This window comes from Burkholderia sp. 22313 (assembly GCF_052045245.1).
GTDB lineage: Bacteria > Pseudomonadota > Gammaproteobacteria > Burkholderiales > Burkholderiaceae > Burkholderia.
This window is the reverse complement of record NZ_JBQEON010000039.1, coordinates 1-14,301: the sequence shown is the minus strand read 5'-3', so window position 1 is coordinate 14,301 and position 14,301 is coordinate 1. Positions and strand designations below refer to the sequence as shown.

The 14,301-nt window shown below is 62.4% G+C and carries 19 protein-coding genes and 1 pseudogene; 13 read left to right on the top strand and 7 right to left on the bottom strand.

Annotated elements, in window-relative coordinates:
* The first annotated feature begins 41 nt into the window (after positions 1-41).
* Positions 42-713, top strand: coding sequence for a LysE family translocator (locus ACTJKF_RS26280; protein WP_440627435.1), 672 nt, complete (start codon positions 42-44; stop codon positions 711-713).
* Between the two features lie 119 nt (positions 714-832).
* On the opposite strand, the gene ACTJKF_RS26275 is transcribed toward ACTJKF_RS26280, so the two are convergent.
* The gene (locus ACTJKF_RS26275) at positions 833-1,126 is read right to left on the bottom strand and encodes a hypothetical protein (protein ID WP_440627433.1); all 294 of its coding nucleotides are present in this window, start codon (positions 1,124-1,126) and stop codon (positions 833-835) included.
* A 509-nt stretch (positions 1,127-1,635) separates the two neighbouring features.
* Here ACTJKF_RS26275 and ACTJKF_RS26270 point away from each other — a divergent pair.
* Together ACTJKF_RS26270 and ACTJKF_RS26265 are read left to right on the top strand one after the other, a co-directional pair.
* A complete protein-coding gene (locus tag ACTJKF_RS26270; RefSeq protein WP_440627432.1) occupies positions 1,636-2,565 on the top strand; it encodes a Rossmann-like and DUF2520 domain-containing protein in 930 nt (309 codons plus the stop codon).
* 76 nt (positions 2,566-2,641) lie between these two features.
* The gene (locus ACTJKF_RS26265) at positions 2,642-3,205 is read left to right on the top strand and encodes a YggT family protein (protein WP_124496850.1); all 564 of its coding nucleotides are present in this window, start codon (positions 2,642-2,644) and stop codon (positions 3,203-3,205) included.
* A gap of 7 nt (positions 3,206-3,212) precedes the next feature.
* Here the strand turns inward: ACTJKF_RS26265 and ACTJKF_RS26260 are convergent, their stop codons facing one another.
* Together ACTJKF_RS26260 and crcB are read right to left on the bottom strand one after the other, a co-directional pair.
* Entirely contained in the window at positions 3,213-3,563 is a 351-nt protein-coding gene (locus tag ACTJKF_RS26260) for a DUF190 domain-containing protein (RefSeq protein ID WP_440627430.1), read from the bottom strand.
* Between the two features lie 24 nt (positions 3,564-3,587).
* On the bottom strand, positions 3,588-3,974 hold the full coding sequence (gene crcB, locus ACTJKF_RS26255) for a fluoride efflux transporter CrcB (RefSeq protein ID WP_440627429.1): 387 nt from the start codon (positions 3,972-3,974) through the stop codon (positions 3,588-3,590).
* A 102-nt stretch (positions 3,975-4,076) separates the two neighbouring features.
* Between crcB and ACTJKF_RS26250 the strand changes: the two genes are divergently transcribed.
* Both ACTJKF_RS26250 and ACTJKF_RS26245 read left to right on the top strand, forming a co-directional pair.
* Positions 4,077-4,280, top strand: coding sequence for a hypothetical protein (locus tag ACTJKF_RS26250; protein ID WP_440627427.1), 204 nt, complete (start codon positions 4,077-4,079; stop codon positions 4,278-4,280).
* Between the two features lie 68 nt (positions 4,281-4,348).
* Positions 4,349-5,560, top strand: coding sequence for a S53 family peptidase (locus tag ACTJKF_RS26245; protein ID WP_440627425.1), 1,212 nt, complete (start codon positions 4,349-4,351; stop codon positions 5,558-5,560).
* 38 nt (positions 5,561-5,598) lie between these two features.
* Here the strand turns inward: ACTJKF_RS26245 and ACTJKF_RS26240 are convergent, their stop codons facing one another.
* Positions 5,599-6,474 carry an SIR2 family NAD-dependent protein deacylase gene (locus ACTJKF_RS26240; protein ID WP_440627423.1) on the bottom strand — a complete coding sequence of 292 codons (876 nt, stop codon included), beginning with the start codon at positions 6,472-6,474 and terminating at the stop codon, positions 5,599-5,601.
* 113 nt (positions 6,475-6,587) lie between these two features.
* On the opposite strand from ACTJKF_RS26240, the pseudogene ACTJKF_RS26235 reads away from it, so the two are divergent.
* From ACTJKF_RS26235 to ACTJKF_RS26215, 5 genes and pseudogenes are all read left to right on the top strand, one after another.
* Positions 6,588-6,701: pseudogene (locus ACTJKF_RS26235) on the top strand (LysR substrate-binding domain-containing protein); the annotation flags it as partial.
* Between the two features lie 355 nt (positions 6,702-7,056).
* Entirely contained in the window at positions 7,057-7,341 is a 285-nt protein-coding gene (locus tag ACTJKF_RS26230; RefSeq protein ID WP_440627421.1) for a hypothetical protein, read from the top strand.
* A gap of 48 nt (positions 7,342-7,389) precedes the next feature.
* On the top strand, positions 7,390-7,599 hold the full coding sequence (locus ACTJKF_RS26225; RefSeq protein ID WP_440627420.1) for a hypothetical protein: 210 nt from the start codon (positions 7,390-7,392) through the stop codon (positions 7,597-7,599).
* A 31-nt stretch (positions 7,600-7,630) separates the two neighbouring features.
* Complete coding sequence (gene rpsU / locus ACTJKF_RS26220) at positions 7,631-7,843, top strand: 30S ribosomal protein S21 (protein WP_440627418.1); 213 nt, start codon at positions 7,631-7,633, stop codon at positions 7,841-7,843.
* Between the two features lie 9 nt (positions 7,844-7,852).
* Positions 7,853-8,059: a hypothetical protein gene (locus ACTJKF_RS26215; protein ID WP_440627417.1), complete on the top strand. Its 207-nt coding sequence runs from the start codon at positions 7,853-7,855 to the stop codon at positions 8,057-8,059.
* A gap of 335 nt (positions 8,060-8,394) precedes the next feature.
* Here the strand turns inward: ACTJKF_RS26215 and ACTJKF_RS26210 are convergent, their stop codons facing one another.
* Both ACTJKF_RS26210 and ACTJKF_RS26205 read right to left on the bottom strand, forming a co-directional pair.
* On the bottom strand, positions 8,395-8,739 hold the full coding sequence (locus ACTJKF_RS26210; RefSeq protein ID WP_006758755.1) for a cupin domain-containing protein: 345 nt from the start codon (positions 8,737-8,739) through the stop codon (positions 8,395-8,397).
* Between the two features lie 468 nt (positions 8,740-9,207).
* Positions 9,208-10,149, bottom strand: a complete 942-nt coding sequence (locus tag ACTJKF_RS26205; protein WP_440627416.1) for a hypothetical protein — start codon at positions 10,147-10,149, stop codon at positions 9,208-9,210.
* A gap of 471 nt (positions 10,150-10,620) precedes the next feature.
* On the opposite strand from ACTJKF_RS26205, the gene ACTJKF_RS26200 reads away from it, so the two are divergent.
* Positions 10,621-10,755 carry a hypothetical protein gene (locus tag ACTJKF_RS26200; protein ID WP_260404680.1) on the top strand — a complete coding sequence of 45 codons (135 nt, stop codon included), beginning with the start codon at positions 10,621-10,623 and terminating at the stop codon, positions 10,753-10,755.
* A gap of 61 nt (positions 10,756-10,816) precedes the next feature.
* On the opposite strand, the gene ACTJKF_RS26195 is transcribed toward ACTJKF_RS26200, so the two are convergent.
* Positions 10,817-11,131, bottom strand: coding sequence for a hypothetical protein (locus ACTJKF_RS26195; protein ID WP_440627415.1), 315 nt, complete (start codon positions 11,129-11,131; stop codon positions 10,817-10,819).
* A 433-nt stretch (positions 11,132-11,564) separates the two neighbouring features.
* On the opposite strand from ACTJKF_RS26195, the gene ACTJKF_RS26190 reads away from it, so the two are divergent.
* Together ACTJKF_RS26190 and ACTJKF_RS26185 are read left to right on the top strand one after the other, a co-directional pair.
* On the top strand, positions 11,565-12,734 hold the full coding sequence (locus ACTJKF_RS26190) for an AlbA family DNA-binding domain-containing protein (protein ID WP_440627413.1): 1,170 nt from the start codon (positions 11,565-11,567) through the stop codon (positions 12,732-12,734).
* A 543-nt stretch (positions 12,735-13,277) separates the two neighbouring features.
* Positions 13,278-14,297: an IS30 family transposase gene (locus ACTJKF_RS26185; protein WP_440624553.1), complete on the top strand. Its 1,020-nt coding sequence runs from the start codon at positions 13,278-13,280 to the stop codon at positions 14,295-14,297.
* Positions 14,298-14,301: the final 4 nt, after the last annotated feature.

Sequence of the window (14,301 nt, the reverse complement as noted above, 5' to 3'; positions counted from 1 at the left end):
CGCCGCCCCGCGCTTCGAATGCATCCGCCCCACCCACGATGATGAGCTTTCCTCCCGCCTCGATGCTGTCCGACGGATTCTTCCTGTCGCTGTCGCTGTGCCTCGACATCGGCCTCGTCAACGTCGCGATGCTGTCGCTGACGCTGTCGCACGGCTTCCGGCCGGGCTTCTGGCTCGGCGTCGGCTCGTGCGTCGGCGATCTCGTCTACGCGGCGCTCGCGCTCGCGGGAATGGCCGTGCTGCTGCAATTCGAGGCCGTGCGCTGGATCGTGTGGATCGGCGGCGGTGCGGTGCTGCTGTTCCTCACGTGGAAGATGGCGCGCGAAGCGCTCGTGCCGGCCAGCGCGGCCGGCGACGGCGACTCGGACGACACGCCGCAGCCGCGAGCCAGCGCGCGACGCAGCTTCCTGCGCGGCATGCTGCTGGCGATGTCGTCGCCGAGCGCGATCCTGTGGTTCGCGGCGGTCGGCGGCGCACTGATCGCGAAAGCCGGCGCGACCACGCCGGCCACGGCATCGGTGTTTCTGTCGGGCTTCTTCCTCGGCGGCCTCGCGTGGACCCTCTTCATGTGCACGCTCGCGAGCCAGGGCCGCAAGCGCGCGGGCGCGGGGCTGATGCGCGCGTGCCACGTCGCGTCGGCGCTGCTGTTCGCGTATTTCTCGTACAGCGTGATCGTCGGCGGCTATCGCGACCTGATCGTGCACGCGGTGTGAGCGCCGTGCGCCGGCCAGGTGCCGCGCCGCCGCCCCAATGAAAAACGGCGCAACGTCCCGTGAAGGACGTTGCGCCGTTGCGCCGTGTTGGCGCGCGCGGTCGGCCCGCGCGGGACGCGTCAACGACGCCAGTAGCCGTGGTGCCCCCAGCCGCCGTAACCGTGACGCCAGTACGGACGGCCGTAGTAGCCGCCGACGACCACGGGCGGCGGTGCATAGTAGGCCGGCGCCGGGGCGTAATACACGGGCGGGGGCGGCGGTGCGTAGTACACGGGCGGCGGCGCTGCATACACGGGATACGCAGGTGCGACCGGGATACCGATGCCGACCCCGATCGACACGTGGGCCTGTGCAGCGCTTGCGACACCCAGGCCCAGCGCGGCGGCGGCGATGAACGGAATGAACTTTTTCACTTCGATTCTCCTGCTGGAGCGGTAATTTATGCGCTCCTGTCGGCAACGGCGGGCATGCACGTCGCATGGAAGCAATGTAGCGAAAACCCGCCCCTCGTGTATTGCGCATTTGTTGCAAATTGCAATTCCACGCGGCTGCGGCGACCGTGCAGCATGGCTCGACAGACCCATGGCACCCGTTGCAGATCGCGCGATTCCGTCCGACCAGCCGGATCGCGACACGCTGGCCGGTCAGTCTTACCGGATCCGGCATGCGCGACGGGCACGCTTCCGTAATGAATGATTACAAATTTGAGACAAGACGCCGACGATTCAAGAGGAACGCGGCCGCGCGCGATTCGGGGCCGGATGCGGCGACCTTCGCCACGCAGCGAAACCGTGACGTGACGCCGCCGGTTACCCGCATCGAAGGTCCGCCTCCACGGCGGCCTGCGCGCCGCCTCGCATCCGCGGCCGCCGCGTCATTCCTGCGATACTGGCGGCTGCCCGTTTTCGCCTCATCACCCGTCATGGCCCTTCCCGACACTCCCCGCATCGGCTTCATCGGCGCCGGCCGCCTCGCGCGCTGCCTCGCCCGCCGTTTCGCCACGGCCGGCTTTCCGGTCGTCGCGATCGCGAGCCGCACGACCGGATCGGCCGCGACCCTTGCCGCGCGCATCGACGGCTGCCGCGCGGTCGACACGCCGCAGCAGGTGGTCGATGGCGCCGACCTGATCTTCCTGACCGTGCCCGACGACCATCTCGCATCGAGCGCCGCGGCACTGCGGTTCGACCCGTCGCGCGCGGCCGGCCAGGCGCTCGTCCACTGCAGCGGCGCGTCCGCGGTCGAGCTGCTCGATCCGGCCCAACGGCAAGGCGCGGCCACCGGTGGCTTCCATCCGCTCTACCTGTTCGGCGGCACGGACGCCGATCTCGCCCGCATCGAAGGCTGCTCGGTGACGCTCGAAGCCGACGGCGCGCTGCATGCGATGCTGCTGCGACTCGCTGCCGCACTCGGCTGCCATCCGCTGTCGATTCCGGCCGGCGGCCGGATGCTCTACCACGCGGCCGCGCATTACGCGGCGAGCTTCGCGCTGTGCGGGCTGTCGGAAGCGGTCGAGCTGTGGCGCGGCCTCGGCTTCGACGAGGAAGCCGCGCTGCGCGCGCTGCTGCCGATGCTCGCCGGCACGATCGAGACCGCGCGCGACAAGGGCCTCGCGAACGCGCTCGCGGGCCCCGTGTCGCGCGGCGACACCGGCATCGTCGAACGCCAGCTCGCGCTGCTCGAGGCGCGCGGCGGCGATCACGCGACGCTTTACGCGCTGATGACGCGCCGTGCGGTCGCGCTCGCGGCGCAACGCACGGCGCCGCCGGCCGCGCTGCCGGCGCTTGCGCAAGCGGTCGAGACGTCGCTCGCGCGCACGACCGGGCACCCCTCCCCGTCCCGCGACGAGGCGTGATAAGGTGTCGGCCGATGCGCCGCCATCCGGCGTTGGCGGCCGCACGCTACTCGACTGTATAAAAAGGATGCCAACGATGTTCGGCGAGATCGCCCGTTTTCTGCTCAATACCCTCTTCACGCTGTTCGGCGCCGCGCTGATCCTGCGCGTCTGGATGCAGGCCGTCCGCGTGCCGCCGTACAACCCCGTCACGCAGGCCGTGCTGCAGGCGACCAACTGGCTCGTGCTGCCGCTGCGCCGCGTGATCGCGGGTGTGCGCGGCATCGACTGGGCCAGCGTCGTCGCCGCCCTCCTCACCGCGCTCGTCTATGTGGTGCTGATGGTCGTGATGGCCGGCTTCGATCCGGCTTCGGTGATCGCGACGCTCGTCGTGGTCGCGCTGCTCACCGTCGTGAAGTGGGCGCTCAATCTGGTGATCTGGATGACGATCCTGATGGCACTGCTGTCGTGGCTCAATCCGCGCTCGCCGGCGATGCCGATCCTCTATCAGCTCACCGCGCCGTTCCTGAATCCGCTGCGCCGCGTGATCCCGAACCTCGGCGGTATCGACCTGTCGCCGATCCTGCTGTTCGTGATCGTGCAGGTGCTGTTGATGATCGTCACGCGCGCCGCCGTGTCGCTGACGATGTTCGGTATCTGATGCGCGGCTACGCCGGCGGCGCCTGCGCTGGCGGCGCCTCGAGCGTGTCGATCACGCCGAAGCGCGCCGGGATCATCGCGTAGCACACCCGCACTTTCTCGCGCGACAGCCGTTCGAGCAGCCGCTGCGCCTCGTCCTCGGTGACGATGAACTCGACCTCGATCGCGAGCGAGCCCTGCAGTTCGAAAAAGCGGTCCTCGTGCAGCACCCGATGCCGGCCGAAGCCGGCCATCGCCCGGAACGCGGAACCGCCCGCGACACCCATCCGGTTTCCCTCCTCCAGCAACCACTCCCATAGCGGCTTCCAGTGCAACCGGTGCTGCTCGTGCACGTAGAAGCGCAAGAAGACCCTGTCCATCGCGCCCTCCCGGTGCCGGCGTGCTCAGGCGGCCGCGAACCACGCATGCGCGGTCCACATGCCGAGCGCCGTCAGCGTGAACGATCCAGTCAAGTGTAGGGCAGCCACCGCGAACGCCCATCCGAATTCGCCCTGCACCGCGTGCGTCATCACTTCGACGGAATAGGTCGAGAACGTCGTGAGACCACCGAGAAAGCCGGTGATCACGAACAGCCGCCACTCCGGCGGCAGCCCGACACGGGTGGTGAAGACGACGGCGGCGATGCCGATCACATAGCCGCCGATCAGGTTCGCGGCGAGCGTGCCGAGCGGCACGGCGGGAAAGTACGCGTTGAGCGCAAGGCTCAGGAACCAGCGCAGCAACGCGCCAAGCCCGGCGCCGACGAAGATCGCGACGATCGAATAGAACAAGGGAGCTCCTCGCTGACGAGGCCGCACGGCAGATGCGGCCTACGCCGAACTGTATGCGGAATCTCGCCGGGGCGGCAATGTCGGCAGTCCGGCCGGCATGTCATGGATCGTGCCGCATTCGATATTTTCCGGCGCATTACGCAGGACATTACAAATACTTCCAGAATCAAATCGATTATCGATCAGCTTTTAAAAATCAAAAAAACAGGTTTATTCCGTCGCACGCCAACCCTCATACAACCACGTTTCATCGGGGTTCCACGTACTTTCCCTCATCAGGCATTCCCGAATCCCGTCGATATTTGATGCAATCGGCACGGCCGATTTTGTAAAATTGTTTCGCCCCCTGCTCCATCGACATGGAGATTCAGAAAATGAACAATATCCGCCTGTCATCCATGTTGATACCGGCGCTGTGCGCGTCGCTGCTCGCGTCGACGGTCGCGCTCGCCGACGACAACGGCTCCGCGTCCTACGTCGAAGGCCACCGCGCACCGAAGGGATATGCGCGACCGCCGTTCCATACGAAGCAGCGCGCGAGCACGGCGACGGTCGCCGGCCTCACGCCCGCGCTCACCCGGCACGCATACGGATTCGATACCCTCGCCAACCAGGGCGACGGCATGGTCGTCGCAATCGTCGACGCATACGACGACCCGAAGATCGAGGCCGATCTCGGCGTGTTCAGCAACGCGTTCTCGCTGCCAGCCTGCACGACGGCGAACGGCTGCTTCACCAAGGTGTATGCACACGGCTCACGGCCGAAGGCCGATTCCGGCTGGTCGCTCGAGATGTCGCTCGACGTCGAATGGGTGCACGCGATCGCGCCGAAAGCGAAGATCGTGCTCGTCGAGGCCGCGTCGGCCAGCTTCAACGACCTGCTCGCCGCGGTCGACGTCGCGGTCAAGCGCGGCGCGTCGGTCGTGTCAATGAGTTTCGGCGGCAGCGAGTTCAACAGCGAAACCAGCTTCGACAGCCACTTCAACGTAGCGGGCGTCACGTTCGTCGCGTCGTCGGGCGACAGCGGCACCGGCACCGAGTACCCGGCGGCATCGCCGTACGTGGTCGCGGTGGGCGGCACGACGCTGTCCAGCGATGCGTCGGGCAACTATGTCAGCGAGGCCGCGTGGAGCGGCAGCGGCGGCGGCGTGAGCAGCGTCGAGGCCGAGCCGGCCGGCCAGACCGGCTGGCCGATTCCGGTGGCCGGCAAGCGCGGCATACCCGACGTCAGCTACGACGCGAATCCGTCCAGCGGTTTCGCGGTGTACGACTCGGTCACCTATCAGGGGCAGGCCGGCTGGTTCCAGGTCGGCGGCACGAGCGCGGGCGCGCCGCAATGGTCGGCGCTCGTCGCGATCGCGAATTCGCTGCGCACGGCGGCCGGCAAGAGCCGCTTGGGCGGCACCTACGACACGCTCTATACGGTCGGGAAAAGCGCCTACGGCAGCGACTATCACGACGTGACGACCGGCTCCAACGGCAGCTGCGGCAGCATCTGCAACGCCGCGGGCGGCTACGACTATGTGACCGGGCTCGGTTCGCCGATCGCGCCGGCGCTGGTCCAGGCGCTCGTCGCGCGGCCGTAACCCAGGCGCGGCCGCCGCGGGCCGGTCCGGACCGCGGCTCAGCTACCGCGCCATGCGCGGTCGAGCGCGGCGAGCGTCGCGAGCGCGCCGCCCTTCAGGCCGATCACGTCCGCGCGGCGCGCATGGGCTTCGCGTGCGTTGATGCGGATCACGTCGGCGCCGAGCCGTTCGCTCAGCAGCCGCACGGTCGGAATCGCGGTGCCCGCGCCGATCTCGACGACAGTCACCCATCCCGCCTGCGCGATCCAGTCCTGCAGCGCCCGCTCCTGCGCGTCGTAGCGTTCACCGAGCCAGCCGTTGTCGCCGAACATCAGGATGTTCGGCCGCGCCAGGCCGCCGCACCGCGGGCAGCGCGGCAACTCGCCGACCAGCCGGCACGCGGCCGCGTCGACGTCCGGTGTGAACGGTGCGGCGTCCCATGTGTCGTCCGAACAGGGCCGCAGGCACTGCATCGAATGAATCGAACCGTGGATCTCGGCGACGCGCGCCGGATCGAAACCGGCCTTCTGGAACTGGCCGTCGACATTGCTCGTCAGCACGAAGCCGCCGTTCGGCATCGCGTCCATCCAGCGCCGCAGGATCGCGAAGCCCGCGTGCGGCAGCGTCTGCCGGTAGAGTTCGAGACGGTGTCCGTAGAAGCCCCACGCGAGTTGGGGATGCGCACGGAACGCCTGCGGCGATGCGATCTCGTGGAACTCGAAACGCTCGTGGCGCAGCGCCGGATACGCGCGCCAGAAGCCGTCCGTGCCGCGGAAATCGGGCAGCCCCGAATCAACGCCGATGCCGGCGCCGGCCGTCACGAGCAGCGCATCGGCGCGCGCGAGCGCCTCGACGGCGGACGCGACGAGATGAGCCGGCAGTTGCGCGCCGGCGGCGCTGGAATCGGCGGAATCGGGCGAATCGGCAAGCGGCATGATGGAGCAGCGGTGGCGTCGAACGGTGCGCGAGGCGCGTCGCGCGATCATACGCCCGTTCGAGCGCCGTGACGCGGCGTCATCGGCGCGTTGCTGATGGTCGGCGTGCACGCGACACGGCGCTCGTCAGCCATGCAGTGCAGAAGGTGAAAGCGAAAATCGTCGCGCTGTTCGATGCGCCCGGACGCCGGCCCGAGTGGGCCGACGGGAATACGGGATGCGCGTGACGGCACGCCGCACCGAACATTGACAATGGCCCGAATCGCGCCGCACTGAATCGGAGTGCAAACTAATTTTTCGTCATGTGCGGCACGCGTTGTGCATCTCGAATCCGTTCATCGCCACCGCTAGCCCGGCCGAGAATAAGATGGACATCCGATACGAAGCGCGTATGATGAATTTGTCCGAGCACGCGTCATTCCTCTGACCGCTCGCCCCGCCGTCTGCCCCCCTTTGCTGCGTCGCGCCTTCATCCGCACGCATTGCCGCCCTTTTCACCCCACCCGTCGCGCCGCACGGCGGCGATACCGGCTGGATGCGTTCGTCCACGCGACTTGTCGCGACCGGACCCAGGAGTTCATCATGAGCATGCATCTCTATCGCGGCTTCGAAATCTATCCACTGATTTACCCGCACGTTCCGTCGCAGAACGGCAATCCGCACAACTACGACGGTGGCTTCGACGCCGCCGTGAAGATCTGCCAGCGCGGCACCACCGACACACTGACCCGCAGCGAAACATTCCGGCTGCTCGAGCATGCGCCGTTCGAATCGGCGGGCGCAGCGCGTCGGGCGTCCCTTCGCTATGCGGAGGAGATCATCGACGGCGATCGCGGCAAGCAGCCCCTCTTCGCCGACTCTCACTGATGCATCGCGCCGCGGCAACGAGCGTCGCCGCCCGATTCGGAGCACGAAATGATCATCGATGAATTCATGGGCCTGATCGAACGGCACGAGATCTCCCCGACCGACGCAGTGCCGAACGACGGCCTCGCCGGTTCTGCGTTGCGCCATCAACCGGAGTTGCAGATGTTCGCCGCCGTGCGCGCACTGTCGATTCGCGCCGGATATTCCGAATTCGAGTCCGACGAGATAGCGAGTGCCGTCATGACCCGGCTCGGCTAACTTTCCTTCACGCTTTAAAAACAGGACCTGCATGACAACGATCATCCTCAAGCCCAACGAACCCATCGATGTCGCGCTCCGGCGCTTCCGGCGTAACATCGAGAAGACGGGCCTGATCCGCGAATTGCGCAGTCGCACCGGCTATGAAAAACCGACGACCGAGCGCAAGCGCAAGAAAGCCAGCGCCGTCGCGAGGCAGCGCCTGCGCGCAAAACGCATGCTGCCGCCTCGCAAGATGTACTAGGAGAACGCCGTGTACCAGCCGACCGTCGAAGACCCTCCGTTCTTTCCGTTGACGAAATGCGAAGTCGATTTCGATCGAAAGAACGACGCGATCACGCTTCTGCCAAGCTTCTACGCGTTCGGCTGCGAGTACACCAGTCGCGGCCTGATGATCGGCCGCGACGATGCGTTCAGGTTGATTGCCGCGATCGAAAAGGCGCTGAGCGTCGACACGTGAATTGCATGCTCATGCCGTCGAACCGCATGGAGCAGTATCTGGCCTGCGGCGTGTGGATTTGCCGGTGCGTCGCATCTCGGGCGGGCGTTCGGGATGTCGCCGAGCGCCTATCGTGAGCGTCAGGCGCCCGGCGCGATCGGCGGGATGTCGGAACCGGCCGAACGTGCGACCACGCCCGGCGAGCTGTTTCCGAATCGGAACGAGTTTTATTGAGGAGCGGGCATCCCTGCTGGCAATCCCGGTCGAAACGCCCTGCTCGTCGGTATCGGGGAGCTTCGGCGCAACGCGTGCCGGAACGACCGGCGCCTTTGCGCGGGTCGTTCCGATCAATTCGCTCAGGCGAACACGAAGTACTTGCGCACCGTCTCCACCACTTCCCACGTTCCTTTCATGCCGGGCTCGATCACGAACACGTCGCCGGCCTTCAGGTGCACAGCTTCCTCGCCTTCCGGCGTGATGATGCAGTAGCCGTCGAGGAAGTGGCAGTACTCCCACTTCTCGTAGTTCACCTCGAACTTGCCCGGCGTGCAGATCCAGGTGCCCATGATCTTGCTGCCGTCCTTGGACAGGTAGGCGTTGAGGTTCACGGTGTGCGGATCGCCGCCGATACGCTTCCACTTGGTCGCATCGACGACCGGGGTCGGGCAGGTTTTACGCAGAACGGTGATGAAATCGGACATGTCGGCTCCAGATTGACGATCGGGTAAGAGGTCTGTCACGTTAGTTCGAAAGCCGTACCGGGGCTTGCATGGTTCCGACACCGACTCGTCTAATTTCGACACGGGCTTGTGTGTGCAGCAGCCGGCGCATCGAGATGGGCCACCCTCGCGGAACGCGAAGCCGTTTGCCAGCGGCCCAAAACGCCTCACTTGCAACATCGCCGCCAAACCCTGTAGAATTACGCGTTCTGCGGGCGTCGTATAATGGCCATTACCTCAGCTTCCCAAGCCCCAGCGCGTTAATTAGAACCACTAATCACGCGCGCTCTCACGTCATAATTTCCCCCGGCTCCTTGAAGAACCGTTGTTCATGCGGGATTCACTGCGATGCCAGTTTTCACGCCAGCGATAATCTCAATAAGCTGCGAGTACAGGTCGCCACATAACATCGGTGCGCCAAGCGGCCCGCGCCCTTGGCGCAGGCATCGGTTAATCGTCGTCGCTATCCTCAAGCACGGATTTTTGCGCGGTTAACAACTTAATGAGCTTGCCAATTTCTTTCGCCCCCATATCCCCGGATACAAGGAGTCGATAGCTCACATCTTTCGAGAGCGGCCCGCGAAGCCACTCCCGCTCACCTTCTCCGACCTGAAGACTACGCCCGAAATCCGGCATCATTGGCGGGCTAGTACGCTCCGGACCAAGATCCGTGACATTCTTCCGCTCCAAGATTACCTCTTGAAGCGGCAACCCCGATTCTCGACCATCTACAAATACCCAGTTCTGTCCGTCCAACACACGAAGCGCCCTCACGGATCGCGGCCTCTCGAACTGCGGAGAGCCATTTACCTCCCACTGCACGAGATCCCCAACCTCGATGTTCGGTTTGACTGCTGTCGATCCTACCGTCCCCAAGTCATCTGACATTGAGGAATCTAGATTTGTCTTTCCGACATCCCCCCTACACAACTCCCTCACCTCGGCCACCATCTCCAACGTTTCACGGTAAGCACGGATAGGCAAATCTACGGTTGCAAGCAAGAAGCCGCGCCGAAGCAGGTATGAGCGGAGAAGTTCATCACTGGGCGCAACATCTCCGTATTCCGCACGCAGTTCCGCGAAGAGATCAGGCAGGAACGCCGCCTCGACCAGCGTTTCCGCTCTCTCGGCAGACGTGCTGGGCTCGACAAGGATCGTCAATGCAGATCGCGCAATCCGCAATTGCTTGTCGACATCCTCCAAAAGGCCAAACTTCTTCAATGCCGAGATAGCCGACAACGACTTCCCATTCAACCCCGAATAACCCATCGCCTGAGCCACCACAATCGGCTCCGCCTTGTGCGTGTGATTCTTCGCGTAAACCTTTCCCGCGAACTCCAGCGACTTGCGCAAACTTAACGCCGGGTAGTTAGGGCTTCGAGCCTTGGCCATAGTGACACCTCTCTAGTAACCCCTCAAAGTAACCGAACCGGCCACCCGCGTCAAGAAAGCGGCGCAGATAAGGGGAAAAGTTTTTACGGGTTAGCGGGGAATAAATTTGCGTTAGCCGAGGAAGTGTGCAATCATGCCTCATGGGTAGATTGGCTACCCATGATAATGGGGGCGGCTCGGAGACCTGCTGCCAACTAGACCCGCGGAACATAGGCAAGGGATGCCCAATAGATGAGAAGCTGACTCGGCCCCGGTTACATAGCTCGCAGTAGCCGGGCCGGAAAAAACAACGCCCCCAACATCTCAATCTCGGCCAGGAGATTAAAACGTTGGGGGCGCCAGTGAGCAGAAGACAGCGCGTTCGAGCGTGCCTCTGTCACCCACAGTTATCGGCTAGATAACCCTTGTAGTCTACGCGACAAGGGAACTGAGGGCAAGAATCGCTTTCAACCTCCTTACATGGAGGGGTTTATGCCCAACCTCGCTCACGAGCAGGCAAAGACCGTCTTCGTGCGTAACTACACCCGGATTCGCTTCGGCCATCTGGAACATGTGTGCTCGCACTGGCGGTCGGCACCCGGTCAGTTGAGTTTCAACTTCGACTGATCAACGACGAAACGATTCGGGCTCCCACCGGAGCCCGCTTCTTTTCGCTGCCCGAAGGGCATCACTTCTTACCCTGCGGCTCGTGCTTGTCCTTGATCATTTGATAGTAGGAGCTCGCGCCGGCCTTCGTCAGTTTCACCTCGGCGACGAACTTTTCGATGATGTCCTTCCGGGCCACATCCTTGACGGTCCGCATCCGCTTGTAGATTTCGGTCGCCAGTTCCATCTTCGTCGGCGCGGCCGCCGTCGCCCGTGCCGCCCTCACTGCGGTATCGTTCCCCGTCCAGTTCGAGGCCGCGTCCTGCTTCTGATCAACAACAACCGGCTTGCCAGCTTTCTCGTCCTTGCCCGTCGCACCTTGCTTCTGATCGACCATGATCGCACTCCGTTCGTTGAAAGTGCGCCCAGGGTCCGACCGATCGACCTTCGGGGCAACGGCGACGAGCAGTCACGGCCGACACGACAGCTACCAGCATGAAATCCGAGGAGGAACAGTGACAGTTTTCACGCCACCCTCGTCCGCATCTCTCCTATCCCCTTGATCTGTCGGGGATTTCCGAATCAGATCATCAGCTTTCTAGGATTCTGCCGTAGGGCCTGCTTCCCGCGGGCATTCTTGTCCCAACCGCGAACCGTTCCGATGAGGTCGCCGCATTTCATACTCTCCCGGAACAGACGCACAAACAGTTGTTGGACGAACGCCCATAGATTGGGGACAATCTGAAGTATCCAGTACCGGAAGCCATCAGCGATGGAAAGGCATCGCAGTGGTTTCATTAGATCTCAGACTTCCGCACGTACCCCCATATATGGACGATCAAAATCTAATCGCGACGCTACTGTATCGAGGTGAAGGGGACACCCTTGATTTCAAACTGCAGCAGTACGAGTTCGAAAACGCCGATGACGATAAAAAAAGCATCCTACTGAAGGACATCCTCGCATTTGCAAATGCATGGCGTGACGGGCCAGCATACATTCTGATCGGAGTTCGTGATGGTACACGCGAGATCATTGGCCTCGACAAGGATATCGACGATTCGCGATTACAGCAATTCATCAACGGCAAGCTCAACCGACCGCTGATTTTCTCTTACCGGTCCGTAGAGTTCGATGGCCGCATCCTCGGTCTATACACAATCCCTCTACTGGAGCGGCCGATCTATGCGACCAAGAATGTGGGCAGAGTCAAGGCCGACACGGTGTATGTACGTCGCGGCTCGTCCACCGCTGAAGCCAAACCGGAAGAGATCGCACGAATGGGCGCAGCGGCAGCCGGTCCATCGCACGCCCCGAGGCTCCGAATAAGGCTCGTCAAACTTGACGCCGATGCAACGCCTCTTGAGTCTCTAGATAGGGAGATAATGGACGTTGAATGCCCAGACGAAGAGAGTATCCCCAACTACCCAGAGCCGGTCCGGTCGCCCTTTGGTACGGCTATTCTGTCGCCATTGTTTGACAAGAATGAAAACTATTATCGGCAGCTCGCCACCTTTATTCGAGAAAGCGCGGGTACAGTTGGCTTCAAACTGGAGGTTCAGAATATCGGCGATGCGTACGCGTCGGACGTGACCGTAAAGTTGACCGTCCCATCAGCGCCTGGATTTCGCATCTGTGACGCCGAAGGCTTACCGAATAAGCCGGATAAAAAACGCAATTTCATCTTGCCGCGCATCCATTCACGCAATAAGAGCCCGTTTGACACCATTACGTTTGAATCTGGGCGAGGTGCCGAGACTGCTACATTCTTCCTCGGCAAAATCCAAGCAGGCGAAACGTGCTTTTCTTCCAAGCTATTTCTCGTTCACCCACCGGAAAATCTCTCCGAGATTCGAATCACGGCGCACGCGGATCAACTGAAAGCTCCAATGGAAATTGTCGCTCCAACCTCGATCCATGTGGTGAGACAACGACTCACCGTGGAACAGATCAAAGGTTACGCAAAAAAACTGTGCGAAGAAGAGGACGACGACGAGTGATGAAGAAATCGACAGTTCAACGAGCAACAGTGACAGTTTTCACGTCACCCTCAGCGGCCCGCCCCTATCTCTTTGATCTAACAGATCTTTCAGACCCAGATCATCAGCTTTCCTAGATTCTGCCGTAGGGCCATCCCGGCCGGTCCGCGTGCTCGCGCCGTCGCCGACCGCCCCCGCGTTGTGGGGATGAAATTTCTTCACATCCAACAGAAGGGAACGGCTCTTTAAACGATTAAACAATTTTTCTTGTTTTTAGAAAGTTTTTATATAGAAGAAGAGATAGAGAAAATTTTCTGAAAATTGATGAAATCGTTGAATTGTTTAGGATGTGTTGCGCAGCAGCAGAGGCTAAGTATCCAGGCTGCGAAGAGACCCGCTTGACTACCGACCCCAATTTGTGCAATGATTCGCCCCGTTGAAGCGCAACACCTCAACGTTCCAAGGACGCAAGCTCCGATTCCGCGCAAGCGGACTATTGGGGTCGAGCAAACTACTTAATCTCTAGTTCCAAGTGCAACACCTTGAATCAAGTAAGGTGTTGTGATGAAGAAGTACCAGCATCTGAGCGCGGAGGACCGCGCGGCAATCATGATCGAACGTCAGCGGGGAACCAGCATGCGAGAGATCGCACGGCGATTGGGGCGCAGCGCTTCGACGGTTTCTCGCGAACTGGCTCGTAATCGGAATGCGGCAACGCCGCGCTACGAAGCAACCCAGGCGGCCTCGTCCTATCGGCTTCGCCGTCGGCGCTGCGTACGGCGTCGTAAGTTGAGCGAAGGCAGTACGCTGTACTGGCATGTGCATCATCAACTGGTCTATCGACGCTGGTCGCCGCAGCAAATTGCTGCCAGACTCCGCGACATGCATCCAGACAATCCTGACCAGCGCGTCAGCCACGAAACGATTTACGCCGCGATCTATACCCATCCCCGAGGTGGACTCAAGCAGGCGATGATCGAGGCGCTTCGCCAAGAGAAGCCTGCGCGCGGCACCACCCGTCGAACCCTTGCGCGCAAGAGCTTCGTGCCGGATGAATTGCGCATCATTCATCGGCCTGAGCAGATTGAAACGCGGCAATGGCCGGGACATTGGGAGGGCGACCTCGTCAAAGGCGCGTTCAATCGATCCTGCGTTGGAACGCTGGTCGAGCGTAAAACACGGTTCGTCGTGCTGTGCCGCATGGACGGCTGTACCGCCCAAGACGCACTCGAGGGCTTCACGCGCCAGATGAAGAAGGTGCCGGCCTTCCTGCGTGAGAGCCTGACGTACGACCGTGGATCGGAGATGACCTGTCATGTCGAGCTTGCCGAGCGACTGAACCTCGATATCTGGTTCGCGGATCCATACGCTCCGTGGCAGCGCGGCAGCAACGAGAACACAAACGGCCTGCTACGCCAGTTCTTGCCAAAGGGCATGGACCTCTCGGGCGTCACGCAGACGCAATTGAACGATATCGCCAAGCTGCTCAATGGACGTCCTCGCCAGACGCTCGGTTGGAAAACGCCCGAGGAAGCCATGGCCATGGAACTGGCAGCCGAGGGGTTAGCAAAACGTTGCACTTGACTCT

Bases quoted from the DNA above. Each gene is read 5' to 3' on its own strand.
- ACTJKF_RS26225 (WP_440627420.1), top strand. From the start codon at position 7,390: ATGATCATCGATGAATTCATGGGCCTGATCGAACGGCACGAGATCTCC.
- ACTJKF_RS26210 (WP_006758755.1), bottom strand. From the start codon at position 8,739: ATGTCCGATTTCATCACCGTTCTGCGTAAAACCTGCCCGACCCCGGTC.
- ACTJKF_RS26200 (WP_260404680.1), top strand. From the start codon at position 10,621: ATGCCCAACCTCGCTCACGAGCAGGCAAAGACCGTCTTCGTGCGTAAC.
- ACTJKF_RS26190 (WP_440627413.1), top strand. From the start codon at position 11,565: ATGGACGATCAAAATCTAATCGCGACGCTACTGTATCGAGGTGAAGGG.
- ACTJKF_RS26245 (WP_440627425.1), top strand. From the start codon at position 4,349: ATGAACAATATCCGCCTGTCATCCATGTTGATACCGGCGCTGTGCGCG.
- ACTJKF_RS26265 (WP_124496850.1), top strand. From the start codon at position 2,642: ATGTTCGGCGAGATCGCCCGTTTTCTGCTCAATACCCTCTTCACGCTG.
- ACTJKF_RS26185 (WP_440624553.1), top strand. From the start codon at position 13,278: ATGAAGAAGTACCAGCATCTGAGCGCGGAGGACCGCGCGGCAATCATG.
- ACTJKF_RS26270 (WP_440627432.1), top strand. From the start codon at position 1,636: ATGGCCCTTCCCGACACTCCCCGCATCGGCTTCATCGGCGCCGGCCGC.
- ACTJKF_RS26240 (WP_440627423.1), bottom strand. From the start codon at position 6,474: ATGCCGCTTGCCGATTCGCCCGATTCCGCCGATTCCAGCGCCGCCGGC.
- ACTJKF_RS26280 (WP_440627435.1), top strand. From the start codon at position 42: ATGAGCTTTCCTCCCGCCTCGATGCTGTCCGACGGATTCTTCCTGTCG.
- ACTJKF_RS26260 (WP_440627430.1), bottom strand. From the start codon at position 3,563: ATGGACAGGGTCTTCTTGCGCTTCTACGTGCACGAGCAGCACCGGTTG.
- ACTJKF_RS26195 (WP_440627415.1), bottom strand. From the start codon at position 11,131: ATGGTCGATCAGAAGCAAGGTGCGACGGGCAAGGACGAGAAAGCTGGC.
- ACTJKF_RS26205 (WP_440627416.1), bottom strand. From the start codon at position 10,149: ATGGCCAAGGCTCGAAGCCCTAACTACCCGGCGTTAAGTTTGCGCAAG.
- ACTJKF_RS26230 (WP_440627421.1), top strand. From the start codon at position 7,057: ATGAGCATGCATCTCTATCGCGGCTTCGAAATCTATCCACTGATTTAC.
- ACTJKF_RS26250 (WP_440627427.1), top strand. From the start codon at position 4,077: ATGGATCGTGCCGCATTCGATATTTTCCGGCGCATTACGCAGGACATT.
- rpsU (WP_440627418.1), top strand. From the start codon at position 7,631: ATGACAACGATCATCCTCAAGCCCAACGAACCCATCGATGTCGCGCTC.